The sequence below is a fragment of the Bradyrhizobium liaoningense genome (genome assembly GCF_018130825.1).
Lineage (GTDB): Bacteria > Pseudomonadota > Alphaproteobacteria > Rhizobiales > Xanthobacteraceae > Bradyrhizobium > Bradyrhizobium liaoningense_B.
The window spans coordinates 726057-738417 of record NZ_JAFCJS010000003.1; the positions used below are offsets into that span (position 1 = coordinate 726057).

General features: G+C 66.1%; 13 protein-coding genes. 5 read left to right on the forward strand and 8 right to left on the reverse strand.

Annotated features, from left to right (window positions below):
- Positions 1-110 precede the first annotated feature (110 nt).
- Positions 111-719 carry a gamma-glutamylcyclotransferase gene (locus JQ603_RS16855; RefSeq protein ID WP_212341066.1) on the forward strand — a complete coding sequence of 203 codons (609 nt, stop codon included), beginning with the start codon at positions 111-113 and terminating at the stop codon, positions 717-719.
- 97 nt (positions 720-816) lie between these two features.
- Here JQ603_RS16855 and JQ603_RS16860 read toward each other — a convergent pair whose 3' ends face one another.
- From JQ603_RS16860 to ftsE, 4 genes are all read right to left on the reverse strand, one after another.
- Positions 817-1590, reverse strand: coding sequence for a lysophospholipid acyltransferase family protein (locus JQ603_RS16860; protein ID WP_212341068.1), 774 nt, complete (start codon positions 1588-1590; stop codon positions 817-819).
- Between the two features lie 35 nt (positions 1591-1625).
- Positions 1626-2330 (reverse strand): YdcF family protein, encoded by a 705-nt coding sequence (locus tag JQ603_RS16865; RefSeq protein WP_212341070.1) that lies wholly within the window; start codon positions 2328-2330, stop codon positions 1626-1628.
- Between the two features lie 244 nt (positions 2331-2574).
- Positions 2575-3543 carry a cell division protein FtsX gene (locus JQ603_RS16870; RefSeq protein ID WP_212341071.1) on the reverse strand — a complete coding sequence of 323 codons (969 nt, stop codon included), beginning with the start codon at positions 3541-3543 and terminating at the stop codon, positions 2575-2577.
- The gene (gene ftsE, locus JQ603_RS16875) at positions 3536-4195 is read right to left on the reverse strand and encodes a cell division ATP-binding protein FtsE (protein ID WP_018646542.1); all 660 of its coding nucleotides are present in this window, start codon (positions 4193-4195) and stop codon (positions 3536-3538) included. The genes JQ603_RS16870 and ftsE overlap by 8 nt, the downstream gene beginning before the upstream one ends.
- Before the next feature lie 170 nt (positions 4196-4365).
- Between ftsE and JQ603_RS16880 the strand changes: the two genes are divergently transcribed.
- Both JQ603_RS16880 and JQ603_RS16885 read left to right on the forward strand, forming a co-directional pair.
- Positions 4366-5244 carry an MJ0042-type zinc finger domain-containing protein gene (locus tag JQ603_RS16880; protein WP_212341072.1) on the forward strand — a complete coding sequence of 293 codons (879 nt, stop codon included), beginning with the start codon at positions 4366-4368 and terminating at the stop codon, positions 5242-5244.
- 35 nt (positions 5245-5279) lie between these two features.
- A complete protein-coding gene (locus JQ603_RS16885) occupies positions 5280-5654 on the forward strand; it encodes a response regulator (RefSeq protein WP_166818684.1) in 375 nt (124 codons plus the stop codon).
- A 218-nt stretch (positions 5655-5872) separates the two neighbouring features.
- Here the strand turns inward: JQ603_RS16885 and JQ603_RS16890 are convergent, their stop codons facing one another.
- Together JQ603_RS16890 and JQ603_RS16895 are read right to left on the reverse strand one after the other, a co-directional pair.
- A complete protein-coding gene (locus tag JQ603_RS16890) occupies positions 5873-7021 on the reverse strand; it encodes a DUF4175 family protein (protein ID WP_212341073.1) in 1149 nt (382 codons plus the stop codon).
- A complete protein-coding gene (locus JQ603_RS16895) occupies positions 7009-8940 on the reverse strand; it encodes a TIGR02302 family protein (RefSeq protein WP_212341074.1) in 1932 nt (643 codons plus the stop codon). Before JQ603_RS16895 ends, JQ603_RS16890 begins: the two co-directional genes overlap by 13 nt.
- Before the next feature lie 165 nt (positions 8941-9105).
- Between JQ603_RS16895 and JQ603_RS16900 the strand changes: the two genes are divergently transcribed.
- Together JQ603_RS16900 and JQ603_RS16905 are read left to right on the forward strand one after the other, a co-directional pair.
- Complete coding sequence (locus JQ603_RS16900; RefSeq protein ID WP_008567285.1) at positions 9106-9489, forward strand: carboxymuconolactone decarboxylase family protein; 384 nt, start codon at positions 9106-9108, stop codon at positions 9487-9489.
- 198 nt (positions 9490-9687) lie between these two features.
- Positions 9688-10596, forward strand: coding sequence for an NAD(P)-dependent oxidoreductase (locus JQ603_RS16905; RefSeq protein ID WP_212341075.1), 909 nt, complete (start codon positions 9688-9690; stop codon positions 10594-10596).
- A 185-nt stretch (positions 10597-10781) separates the two neighbouring features.
- On the opposite strand, the gene lysA is transcribed toward JQ603_RS16905, so the two are convergent.
- Both lysA and lptM read right to left on the reverse strand, forming a co-directional pair.
- The gene (gene lysA / locus JQ603_RS16910; protein ID WP_212341076.1) at positions 10782-12047 is read right to left on the reverse strand and encodes a diaminopimelate decarboxylase; all 1266 of its coding nucleotides are present in this window, start codon (positions 12045-12047) and stop codon (positions 10782-10784) included.
- 23 nt (positions 12048-12070) lie between these two features.
- Positions 12071-12361: an LPS translocon maturation chaperone LptM gene (lptM, locus tag JQ603_RS16915; RefSeq protein WP_212341078.1), complete on the reverse strand. Its 291-nt coding sequence runs from the start codon at positions 12359-12361 to the stop codon at positions 12071-12073.

The window sequence follows — 12361 nt, forward strand, 5'->3', positions numbered from 1 at the left end:
GCGGCGACCCTTTGGCCCCAGATTCAGGCAAATGTAAGCGGGGCTGGCCCCCGACGAAAGACTGAGAATCCGCTTCGCTTGGAGCCTTCATTCTGGTAGCCGTGCCCGAAATGTCCGAAATCACCCTCCCCTCCGTCACGAATGCCAAGGGCGACCTCTGGGTGTTCGGCTACGGCTCGCTGATGTGGCGGCCGGGCTTCGAATTCGAGGAGCGCGTCCCGGCCCGGCTGGTCGGCGAGCATCGCGCGCTCTGCGTCTATTCCTTCGTGCATCGCGGCACGCCCGAGAAGCCGGGCCTGGTGCTCGGGCTCGACCGTGGCGGCGCCTGCCGCGGCATCGCCTTCCGCGTCGCCGAAAAGCACCGTGCCGACGTGGTCGCCTATTTGCGCGAACGCGAGCAGGTGACGTCGGTCTATCGCGAGGTGATGCGCTCGGTATGGCTGGAGAACGATGCGCGCCAGCGCGTCTCGGCACTCGTCTATGTCGTCGACCGCGGTCATGTGCAATATGCCGGCCGGCTGTCGCTCGCCGATCAGCACCGACACGTCGTCCAGGGCCATGGCCAGTCCGGCGCCAACCGCGACTACGTGACGGCAACGGTGAAAGCCATCGAGGCCGAAGGCTTTCGCGACACGCAACTGCATCAGCTCGCGACGATGCTGCATGGTGATGCGCATCCCCTGCACGCGCCTGCTCCCGAAGATCGAGAGAGCCGCTAAAGCGCGATGAGATTTGGATGAATCGTCATCGCGCTTTAGGTTGTTGTTTGCGCATGATCTTTCCGGAAAACCGCTTCGCACTTTTCCGGATCATGCTTTAGCTCTCCGACGGCGCATAGCTCGGCGCGCTGCCGATCAATTGCTCCTGCTCTTTGCGGCCGGCTTCGACGAGGCGAACGGTCGCGTCTTCGATCACCGTCTGCACGCGGGAAAGAAACTCATCCTTCGGCAGGCCTGATGGCAGCGGAGCGAGGAACTCGACGACGAGCGTGCCCGGATAGCGCATGAAGGTACGGCGCGGCCAGAACAGGCCGGAATTGAGCGCGATCGGCAGGCACGGCACGCCGCAGGACGAATAGATCTGAGCGAAGCCGGTCTTGTAGTCGGGCGGAGCGCCCGGCGCGCGGCGCGTGCCTTCCGGAAAGATCACGAGCTGCTTTCCGCTGCGCACCGCCTCGCGCGCCCGCCGCGTCATGTCCAGCAGCGCCTTCACGCCGGCATTGCGGTCGATCGCGATCATCCCAGTCTTGACCAGGAACTGGCCGAACACCGGAATCTGCATGAGCTGGCGCTTGAGGATGAAGATCGGGCGGTTGAAGAAGCCCGGCAGCACGAAGGTCTCCCAGAACGACTGGTGCTTCGCTGCGATCACCAGCGGCCCCTGCGGGATGTTCTCGACACCCCGGAATTCCACCTTGATGTTGCAGATCACGCGCATCAGGACCAGCGTCGCCTTCGCCCACCATTGCGCGACCGTCAGCATGGCACGCGGCGGCAACGCGAAGGTCGGCAGCGCCACGATCGCGAGGCACACCAGCACGGCATAGAACAGCACGTTGAACACGAGCGAACGCAGGAAAATCAGAAACATCGACGATCCGATTAGTTTGCCGATCAGTTTGCCAGTCAATTGGCCTGGGCGGTGGCGGGCCGCTTCGGTTGCTGGCCTGCAGGCTGCTCCGACATCTCGGGCGAAAGGTCAATCCCGAAATCCTCCAGCCGCACCCTGAGCTCGGCCGCGATGTACTTGACATATTCGGACAACAGCAGCCGCAGGGTGGACGCCGAGGTCCACCACGGCTCCTCGCGCCATTTATCGCCGACCACCACGAACGGGATCAGCGTGGTCTCCGGCATCGCATGCGAGAATTCCACCAGCGCGCGCGGCATGTGATAGTTCGAGGTGACCACGATCAGCGACTTGAAGTGCCGCCCCTCGGCCCAGCGCCGCGCCTCCGCGGCATTGCCGCGGGTCGTCAGCGCGGTGCGATCGAGGTCGACGCAGCAGGTCATGAAAGACTGGTTCTCCGGCAAGGTCCGCGAGATGTCGTTTGCCGTCGAGGTCGGATGCACGCCGGAGATCAGCAGCCGCTTGCCATAGCCGGCGGCCAGCAGCTCCATCGCGTCCGAGACCCGCGAGGAACCGCCGGTCAGGACGACAATGCCGTCGGCCTTGCGGTCGGGCGCAATCTCGGCGCCGCGCATCTGCGACAGGAACGCGACGAAGCCCGCCGCCGCGCCGACGAAAGCGAACGCAATCGTCGACACGATTGTCGCGCGCAGCCAGCCGCGCGGCAGTTTCGGCGATCGATCGTCGGTCGGCGAGGTCATGCGATGTCAGTGATCCCTTCCCTGAATGATTTTAGGACGTTTTGAGGCGAAGTGGAGTCCGGTTTGTCAGGCTTATCAAAGCGACTGAACCACAACTCGATCCGCGGCGGTGCTGTGCTCCCTCGCCCCGCTTGCGGGGAGAGGGTTGGGGTGAGGGGGAGTCTCCGCGGGGACGGAGGCAGTCGGCGTCGCGGAGAGTCCTCCTCACCCGGAATCCGCGCAAGCGGGGAGAGGCGAAGAAACTTCAATCGATATCATTCAGCGTCGCAAACAGCGTCTGGCGCGAGGCGACCGCGGTGATGGCGCCGATCAGCACCGCCTGCACCGCGAGCACGACATAGCCGGACGGCCGCAGCGAGAAGGTGCCCAGCAAGGCCGCGAACTGGTCGCCGACCGGGGTCCCCGAGAACCAGCCGGCGATCGACTCGGAGAAGCCGAACACCAGCATGGCGGCGCCGCCGCCGATCACGCCGCCTTCGAGGCCGAGCCTGAGGAAATGCCGCAGGAAGCGGTTGGCGATGTAGCGGTCGCCGGCGCCGACGAAATGCAAGACCTCGACGATCGGGCGGTTCGCCGCCATGGCGCCGCGGGTCGCGAACGACACCGAGATGATGGTCGCGATGATGACGAGCGCGAGAATGCCGAGGCCGGCGAGCACGGTGGCGTTGGTCATCGAGCGCATGCGCTCGATCCAGGCGCGGTGATCGTCGACGCTGGCGCTTGGCGCCACCTGCGTCACGCGGGCACGCAAGGCGCCGAGATCGAGCGGCGTGCCGGGCTGCACCCGCGCGATGATCATGCGCGGCACCGGCAGGTCGTCCATCGACAGGCCGGTGCCGAGCCACGGCTCGAGCAGCTTGCCGCTCTCGTCCTTGCTGAACGGCTTGACCTCGACGATGCCGGGCTGCGCGCGCATCGCCTCGGTCACGGCCGCTGCGTCGCGGTCGAGATCGCGCCCCGCTTGCGGACGGACCTGGATGGTGATCTCGCTTGCGACCTCCGACTGCCATTCCGCGGCGGAGGCGCTGACCAGCAGCACGGTGCCCGTGGTCATCGAAGCCAGGAACGTCATGATGGCGACGACGGCGACCAGCGCGCGGCCCTGGATCGAGGCGCGCGGCACGATCGGCGACATGTTGCGCGCCTTGGCCGGAAGCTGCGGACGCTCCTGTCCGAGGTCGACCAGCACGCCGCGCTCGTCGGTCCTACTCATAGACGTGCAACCGTCCCTGGTGCAGCACCAGCCGCCGCGCCTCGTACTGGTCCATCAGGCCGATGTCGTGGGTCGCGATGATGACGGCGGTGCCGGATTTGTTGAGCTCGATGAAAAGCCGCAGCAGACGGCGGCCGAGCGTCGGATCGACGCTGCCGGTCGGCTCGTCCGCGAGCAGCAGCTGCGGCCGCGAGATCACCGCGCGCGCGATCGCGGCGCGCTGCTTCTCGCCGCCCGACAGGATCGGCGGCAACGCATCCATGCGATCGCCGAGGCCGACCCAGCGCAGGAGGTCGATGACCTCCTTGCGATAGCTCGACTCGCTGCGGCCCATGACGCGGAACGGCAACGCGACGTTCTCGTAGGTCGTCATGTGGTCGAGCAGGCGGAAATCCTGCAGCACGATGCCGATGCGCTTGCGCAAGTCCGCGATCTCGTCCTTGCCGAGCTGCGAGATATCGTGGCCGAACAGATTGACGAGACCGCGCGTCGGCCGATGCGACAGGAACAGCAGGCGCAGCAGCGAGGTTTTGCCGGCGCCGGACGGGCCGGTGAGGAATTGGAAGGAATGCGCGGGGATCTGGAAGCTGAGGTCGCGCAGGATCTCCGGCCCCAGACCGTAACGCAATCCGACATTTTCGAACCGAACCAAGCTCAGCTCCGTTCGAGAGGGGACGATGGAAGCGACGCGGCGCGCTGCCATGCGCGATCAACGGTTTTTGCGACCGTTATGGTTTCCGGTTCGTTAACGGTCGCCTTGTAGCATCCAGGGCAACCGGCTCTCCGGGTCATCAAGACCAGTCCATGCATCAAGGCTCGTCCATGCATATCGTCTGCCCCCATTGTACGACATCCTACGCCATCAAGCCCGCGAGCCTGGGGACGAACGGACGGACGGTCCGCTGCTCCCGCTGCAAGGAGACCTGGGTCGCCTATGCCGAGGATGCCATCGAGGAGGCGTCCGTGCCGGCGATGGCCGCGGCCAGCCAGGCCGACGACCAGTCCGACCTGGCCGAGCAGTGGAACTCCTATGCCAAGGACGATAACGCCGCCGACACCCCGGTGGTCGAGAGCCCCTCGATCGCCAGCGACTGGCCGGCCGACAACGCCCGGGAGATCGAGGACGAGTGGTCAGCGGCGGCACGGGCTGCCGAGGAAGAAGCCGTCGGCGCACAGCACCAATCCTGGTTCCGCAGCCTGTTCAGCCGCCCCGGCGCGCGGGTGAAGCGTCCAGTCCCCGCTGTTGCTCCGCGAAAATCCTATTTCGGCCTGCCGACCGCCTGCGCAGCCATGGCCGCGCTGGTGCTGGCCCTGATCATGTGGCGCGGCGACGTGGTGCGCCTGCTGCCGCAGACGGCGGCGTTCTACAAGATGGTCGGGCTCGAGGTGAACCTGCGCGGGCTGACCTTCAAGGACGTCAAACTCTCCAGCGAGACCGTCGACGGTAAGCAGGTGCTGGTGATCGAGGGCGTGATCGTCGGTCAGGGCAAGAAGCCGCTCGACATCCCGCGGCTGCGATTTGCCGTGCGCGACGCGCAGGGCGCGGAGATCTACGCCTGGAATACTGTGCTGGAACAGACCGTGCTGCAGCCCGGCGAGCGCGCCTTCTTCCGCTCCCGCCTGGCCTCGCCGCCGCCGGAAGGCCGCAATATCGACGTTCGCTTCTTCAACCGGCGCGACATCGCCGGCGGCAGCGTATAGTCGTCGCACGGGAGGTTGGTCCCAAGGTTGGTCTCATGTCCAAAATCCTGATCGCCGACGACGAGGATTCGATGCGCACGCTGGTGGCGCGCGCCATCGCCATGGACGGCCACGAGACCGTGACCGCACAGGACGGCGCCGAGGCGCTGGAGATCCTGACCCGCGAGGACGGCGCGTTCGATCTCCTGCTCACCGACATCCAGATGCCTGTGATGGACGGCATCGCGCTGGCGCTGTCCGCCGCGCGCGATTTCCCCGACCTGACGATTTTGCTGATGACCGGCTTTGCCGACCAGCGCGAGCGCGCCTCGAACCTCAATGCGCTGGTGCATGATGTCGTGACCAAACCGTTCTCGGTGGCGGACATCCGCACCGCAGTGGCCGACGCGCTGGCGGCGAAGAAGGGGTAGTCGGCGATCGCCGCAGTCACGTCGGCTATGCCTCTATGACGCGACGTCGCCGCGACACATTCGGTGTCGTCCTGGCGAAGGCCAGGACCCATACCGCGTGATTTATCTGTCGGAAATGGACGTCGTACCGGGCAACCAGCCTTCGCCAAATGCCTCCCTGGGGTAATGGGTCCTGGCTTTCGCCAGGACGACATCGGGGAGGCATCGAGGCTATCGCCTCAAAAATCCTTCAGCAGCCGCTCGATGTAGTCGAGCTCGATCTGCGGGCGCGAGGGATCGCCTAAGCGGCGGCGGAGCTCTTCGAGGATGCGGCGGACGCGCTGGGCGTCGATCTCGCCGGGGATCTTGACGGTGTAATCGTCGCTGAACTCACGGCCGTGAAGGGGCCGGCCGAGCGGGTCGGTCTGATTGCCGCCGCTCTGCTGGCGGCCGGCCCGGTTGCCGGGACCATCACCCTGCCCGTCGCCGTCGCCCTGCTGCATCGCCTCGGCCATCTTCTGCGCGCCCTTGCGCAGGGCATCGAGCGCCTTGCCCTGCGAGTCCACGGCACCATCCGCGTTGCCCTCGCCGAGCTTCGAGCCGGCATCGCCCATGGCGCCGTCGGCGGCATCCAAGCTGCCATCGTCATCGCCCTGGTCGCCGTCCTGATCGCCATCCTGGCCGGACTGTCCCTGCTCGCCCTGCTGACCCTTCTGACCCTGCTGCTTCTGGCCCTTTTGACCCTTCTGCGTGAGGCCGCGCTTGGCGAGTTCGTCCTGCAGCTTCTTCAGGCGGTCGCGCAGCGCCTGCTGGTCCTGCTGGAGGTCCGACATCGACTGGTCGCCCTGCTTGCCGCGGGAGCGGTCGCGCCGGGAATCCTGGCCCTGCTTGAAGGTCTTGTCGCGCAATTGCTGCTGCTTGCGGATCATGTCGCTGAGCTCGTTCAGCGCCTGCTCCATGTCGCTGTCGCCGGACTGCCCCGGCTGCGCCATCTGGAGATTTTCCATGATCTGCGCGAGCTGCTCGAGCATGCGCTGCGCGGCTTCTTTATTGCCCTCGCGCGCCGCCTTCTCGATCTGCTTCAGCAGCTCGTCGAGATCGCGCTGCGTGATGACGTTGCGATCACGGCTGGAGGATTGGCTCCGTTCCGTCGCCCGCTTGTACTCCTCGAGCTTCTGAATGGCGTCGGATTGGTTGCTCAGGCTCTTACCGGATTCCTTCTGCCTGAGGCTGTCGCCGGAATCCTGCATCGCCTTTTCGGCGCTGTCGAGCAGCGCATCGGGATCCTGATCCAGCTGGGCAGCGGCCGGCGAGACGCCGCCCAACAGGAAGGCGAGGCAGGCGATCGAGATCGCCCTGAAGACTGGCGCGCGTGCTAGCTTCCGCATTTCCGGTCCCGCGTAAACTGGTTGGCCCCGTCGTTGCCCGCCTTCGCCCGGTTGCTTGCCGACTTCCGATAGGCCTGAAGCTGCTCCCGCAACGCGTCCTGCTGCTTCGACAGTTCTTCGAGCTGATCTGGCGTCGCCTTCTGGGTCTTCTGTTTCAACTCGACGGCCTTGTCGAGAATGAGCTGGACCTCGGCCGGGAACGGCTGACGGGGCCCGAGCGGATTCTGCTCGGCGCGGCGAGCGAGATCGCGCACCTTGCCGGCCATCGCCTCGCGAAGCTTTTGCGTCAGCACCTTGAGCTCTTCCTCGCTGGCGCCGCGTTCCAGCGCCCGCTTCAGCGCGTCCTGCGCCGAGCGCAGCGCGGCGTTGACGCTGCCGGCGACACCGTCGTCCTCGATGGTGACCGCGAACGCCCACATGCTCGCCACCACGTCGCGCAATGCATCGTCGGTGCGGGCCGCCTCGAGCTGGGCCGCGAGGCTCCGGAGGCCGAGATAGCAGCCGGCATCCGGGGTGAACAATTCGGGCGCGATCATCAGCGCATCGAGCGCGGCGTAGACGTCGGAATTCTTGTTGGCATCGAGCGCGAGGATGCGGCGCTGCTCGATCAACGCGCGCGCGAGCGAGTTGGTGAACAGGCGCTCGGGCAGGCGCATGTTGAACGGCTCGCTTTTCGCCTCGTTGCCGGCCTCGTCCTTGGCGGAGAGCGTCAGCGTGACGTCGGCACCGGCATAGGGATCCTCGCTGAGGTCCTTCACGGTCTGGCCGACGCCGTTGCGGGTGCGCGCGTTCGGCAGCACCAGCGGGAATTGCGGCGGCGGGAACAGCGGCCGCGCGGCGGCCTTGGTGTCGTCCTTGCTGCCATCCTTGCCATCGGCAGCGCGCAAACCGATTTGCGCCTCGGCGCCGGTGACGCCGTAATCGTCCTCGATCTTGTAGGACAGCTGGAGTCCGCCGCGCGCCTGGCGCTCGGGATCCTTGGCGAGCGAGATCGTCGGCGCGCGGTCCGGCGTCGCCGCAAAGGCCCATTGCGGCTGGCCGGAAGGCGCACGGACATGCGCGGTGCCGTCGGCGGTGATGGCGAAATGCTTCTCGTTGGTGCCCTTGGGCGTGGCTTCAGTGGGGGCGACCTCCTTCAGGCCGCCGGAGATGACGACATCGAGGTTGCCGCCGGAGGAGCGCACGATCAGGGTCGAGCCGGCGGGAACGGCGAGCGGACCGCTCGCCGGCAGCGCGGCGGCTTCCTTGTTGGCGGCCGACAGGATGACGGGCGGCTTGCCGGTGTAGAGCGGCGGCGTGACCCAGGCATCGACGCGAACGTTCGTCGGCGCCAGCACGCCATTCCAGTCGAAGGCGGCCCCGACGCGCATCGCGCGCTCGTCGCCGGCAGCGAAGAAGGTCGCAACCAGCATCACCATGACCAGCGCCCGCAGCGCCCAGGGATCATGGAGCGCGAGCCGCGGTCGCGGCAGACCGGCACGGATGCGCTTGAGCGAGGCCAGCGTACGCTCGCGCTGCGCCTGCCACAGCGCCTTCGCGATCGGGTCCTGCGAGGTCAGCGTGTCCGTGAGCGTGGTTGCCGGGCGGTGACGGATGCCGGAGCCGCGGTCGAGCCGGCCCAGCGCTTCCTCGCGGCTCGGCCAGCGGAACCGAAGCAGGGGGAACAGCACGGCGATCGCAATGCCGGCGAAGATGACGAGACCGACGGCACGGGCCAGGAACGGCAGCGCCAGCCAGAGACCGGCCCAGGACACCACCAGGAACAGGCCGATGACGGTCAGCAGCCGCGCGAGATTTGGCCAGGCACGCTCCCACGCGATGGCATAGATGGCCCTGTCGAGGGCCTGCGCCAGCTTCAGCCGCGACAGAGCGTCGCCGTCGCGGATAGGGTCTGACGGGTCGGGGGTGACGCCGTTCAATCAGCTCTCCAGGTTGCCCGGTAGAGTGAAGCGTACCACAACGGCAGCACTGAGGCATCCGTTCCTGTACGGGAGACACCCCTTTTCCCGCATAACACGAGGACGTGACTGGCCCGCCGCAACCCCGTAATTTCCGCGCCACCTGAGGACAATGAAGGAAACGCCATGGACAAGAAGATGCACGACAAGGGCCTCGAGGTCCGCAAAGCGGTACTCGGAGAAGCCTATGTCAACAACGCCCTGAAGAACGTCGACGATTTCAACCGTCCGTTCCAGGAGATGCTCAACGAATATTGCTGGGGCACGGTGTGGGGCCGCGAGGAGCTGCCGCGCAAGACCCGCAGCATGCTCAACATCGCGATGATCGCGATCCTCAACCGCCAGCACGAGTTTCGCGCGCATCTGAAGGGCGCGCTCACCAACGGCGTCACCCGCGACGAGATCCGCGAGATCCTGATGCAGGTCGCCATCTATGGCGGCATGCCCGCCGCCGTCGACAGTTTTCGCATCGCGCGCGAGGTGTTCGCGGAGATCGACGGCAAGGCGTGAGGCAGGCCTCTCTCCGGCGTCGTCCCGGCGAAGGCCGGGACCCATAACCACCTTCGGATGTGGTTACGAGGACTCGGAGTTGTCAGCTTCGCGCCACACCTCTCCCTCGGGTAATGGGTCCTGGCTTTCGCCAGGACGACACCGAGGGTGAGCGCGAGCCGTTCAACAAACAACGAATAACAAGCACAAGGAAACACCATGGACATCGGATTCATCGGGCTCGGAAACATGGGTTTCCCGATGGCGCGGCGGCTGATCGAGGCGGGACACAGGCTCGTCGTGTTCGACACGCGCAAGGAGGTCGTCGAAAAGCTCGTGGCGCGCGGCGCCACCGCTGCGTCGTCGCCGAAGGACGTCGCCGACCAGGTCGAGACCGTGATGGCGAGCCTGCCCTCGCTGCAGGCTTCGCTCGAGGTTGCCACCGGCGCGAACGGCGTCATCGAGGGCAAGCGTGCAAAGCGCTTCATCGATCTCTCCACCGTCGGCTCGGCGATGGCATCGAAGATTCACGGCCTCCTGGCCAAGCGCAACATCGTGCAGATCGACTGCCCCGTCTCGGGCGGTGTCGGCGGCGCCGAAAAGGGCACGCTGGCAGTGATGGTGTCGGGGCCGAAGGCGGAGTTCGAGCTGCTGAAGCCGGCGCTCGACGTGATCGGAAAAGTATTCTTCATCGGCGAGAAGCCGGGGACGGCGCAGACCATGAAGCTCGCCAACAATTTCCTGTCGGCCACCGCCATCGTGGCGACCTCGGAAGCCGTCGTGATGGGCGTGAAGGCCGGGCTCGATCCCGCCGTGATGATCGACGTCATCAATGCCGGCTCCGGCATGAACACCGCAAGCCGCGACAAGTTTCCGCGCTCGGTCCTGCCGCGCACCTTCGATTTCGGCTTCGCCACGGGATTGATGGTGAAGGACGTGCGGCTGGCGCTGGAGGAGATGAAGCAGCTCGGCCTGTCGATGGAGGTCGCCGACGCCGTCGGACGGCTATGGGAGACCGTGATCAGCGCGGAAGGCGCGGAGTCGGATTTCACCGCGGCGATCAAGCCGATCGAGAAGAAGGCGGGGGTCGTGGTTGGCGGGAAGACGGGCGGATTGGTCGGGAAGTAGTTTCTCGCGCATCCCCTGTCCACGTCGTCCTGGACAAGCGAGCGGAGCGAGCGCTGATCCAGGACCCAGGGAGAGGTTTGGCGAAGACTCGTGGTTACCAGCTTCGCGCCAAATTACTTCCTGGGGTAACGGGTCCTGGCTTTCGCCAGGACGACGCCGAAATTGTTGAAGCGCCGTCGCGCCCCTCACAGCCACGGCGCCGGCGTATCCATCGCGATCAGCTGCTCGACCTCGATGCGCGGGCGCACGACGGCATACTGATCGCCCTTCACCAGCACCTCGGGCACCAGCGGGCGCGTGTTGTAGGTGCCGGCCTGCACGGCGCCATAGGCGCCGGCGGTCATGATGGCGAGGAGATCGCCCGCCTTCGGCGTCGGCAGCGTGCGGTCGAGCGCGAGATAATCGCCGGTCTCGCAGACCGGGCCGACGACGTCGGCCGTGATCGTGGCGGCATCCTTCGCCGGCTGCGTCACCGGCAGGATGTCGTGATGGGCCTCGTACAGAGTCGGGCGGATCAGGTCGTTCATCGCGGCATCGATGATGACGAAATTCTTGCCGTCGCCGTGCTTCACATAGATCACCTTGGCGACCAGGATGCCGGCATTGCCGACGATCATGCGGCCCGGCTCGAACATCAGCGTGCAGCCGAGATTGTGGCTGACGCGCTTGACCATGGCGGCATAGGCGGCGGGCGCCGGCGGGGCCTCGCGGTCCATGTAATAGGGAATGCCGAGGCCGCCGCCGAAATCGACGTGGCTGATGTCGTGGCCGTCGCTACGCAGCGTCTGCACGAATTCGGAGAGGATGCGGAACGCGGTCTCCATACTGGAGAGATCGGTGATCTGGCTGCCGATATGCACGTCGGTGCCGGTCACTTCGATACCAGGCAGCTTCGCAGCGCGGGCATAGACCTCGCGGGCATGCACGATCGGGATGCCGAACTTGTTCTCGGACTTGCCGGTGGAGATTTTTGCATGCGTGCCGGCATCGACGTCGGGATTGACGCGCAACGAGATCCGCGCGGTCTTGCCCGTCTCGGTCGCAAGGCGCGACAGCAGCTCGAGTTCCGGCTCGGATTCGACGTTGAGACAGAGGATGTCGGCGGCGAGTGCCGCCCGCAGCTCGTCTTCCGTCTTGCCAACGCCGGAAAAGACGATCTTGCTGGCGGGAATGCCGGCGGCCAGCGCGCGCTTCAACTCGCCGCCCGAGACCACGTCGGCGCCTGCCCCGAGCTTCACCAGCGTGCGCAGCACCGACTGGTTGGAGTTGGCCTTCATGGCGTAGCAGACCAGCACCTTCTCGCCGGCAAAAGCCTCGGTGAAGACGCGGTAATGCCGCTCCAGCGTCGCGGTCGAATAGCAATAGAACGGCGTGCCGACCGTTGCGGCCAGCTCGGACAGGTTCACCGCCTCGGCGTGCAGCACGCCGTTGCGATACTCGAAATGGTTCATGGCGTTGGCTCAGTTACTCCAGCCTACCGGCCGGGCTTGTCGTCCAGGAGCGGGTCGAGAATAAACGATTTCTTCTTGCCCTTGGGAGCCGCCGGCGCAGCGTCCGCACCATAGGTGGGGTTGAACACGCTCGGCGTCTTCTGGGCTTCGGTCTCGGTGTCGGTGGGCGCGGCGACATTGGCCGTGGACGCGCTGGAGGCGGTCGGCGGCAGGTCGAGTGGCCCTTTGCGGCCGCAGCCGGCAAGCGCGAGCGCCGTCAGGCTCAAGACAATGATGGCCCACCCCGAGCCGGCCGGGCGAAACTTTGACGTCAC

What these genes read in the sequence shown, in the direction of transcription:
- JQ603_RS16900 (WP_008567285.1), top strand. Translation starts at nt 9,106, where the DNA reads ATGGACAAGAAGATGCACGACAAGGGCCTCGAGGTCCGCAAAGCGGTA.
- JQ603_RS16870 (WP_212341071.1), bottom strand. Translation starts at nt 3,543, where the DNA reads ATGAGTAGGACCGACGAGCGCGGCGTGCTGGTCGACCTCGGACAGGAG.
- lysA (WP_212341076.1), bottom strand. Translation starts at nt 12,047, where the DNA reads ATGAACCATTTCGAGTATCGCAACGGCGTGCTGCACGCCGAGGCGGTG.
- JQ603_RS16860 (WP_212341068.1), bottom strand. Translation starts at nt 1,590, where the DNA reads ATGTTTCTGATTTTCCTGCGTTCGCTCGTGTTCAACGTGCTGTTCTAT.
- JQ603_RS16890 (WP_212341073.1), bottom strand. Translation starts at nt 7,021, where the DNA reads ATGCGGAAGCTAGCACGCGCGCCAGTCTTCAGGGCGATCTCGATCGCC.
- JQ603_RS16880 (WP_212341072.1), top strand. Translation starts at nt 4,366, where the DNA reads ATGCATATCGTCTGCCCCCATTGTACGACATCCTACGCCATCAAGCCC.
- JQ603_RS16885 (WP_166818684.1), top strand. Translation starts at nt 5,280, where the DNA reads ATGTCCAAAATCCTGATCGCCGACGACGAGGATTCGATGCGCACGCTG.
- JQ603_RS16855 (WP_212341066.1), top strand. Translation starts at nt 111, where the DNA reads ATGTCCGAAATCACCCTCCCCTCCGTCACGAATGCCAAGGGCGACCTC.
- JQ603_RS16905 (WP_212341075.1), top strand. Translation starts at nt 9,688, where the DNA reads ATGGACATCGGATTCATCGGGCTCGGAAACATGGGTTTCCCGATGGCG.
- JQ603_RS16865 (WP_212341070.1), bottom strand. Translation starts at nt 2,330, where the DNA reads ATGACCTCGCCGACCGACGATCGATCGCCGAAACTGCCGCGCGGCTGG.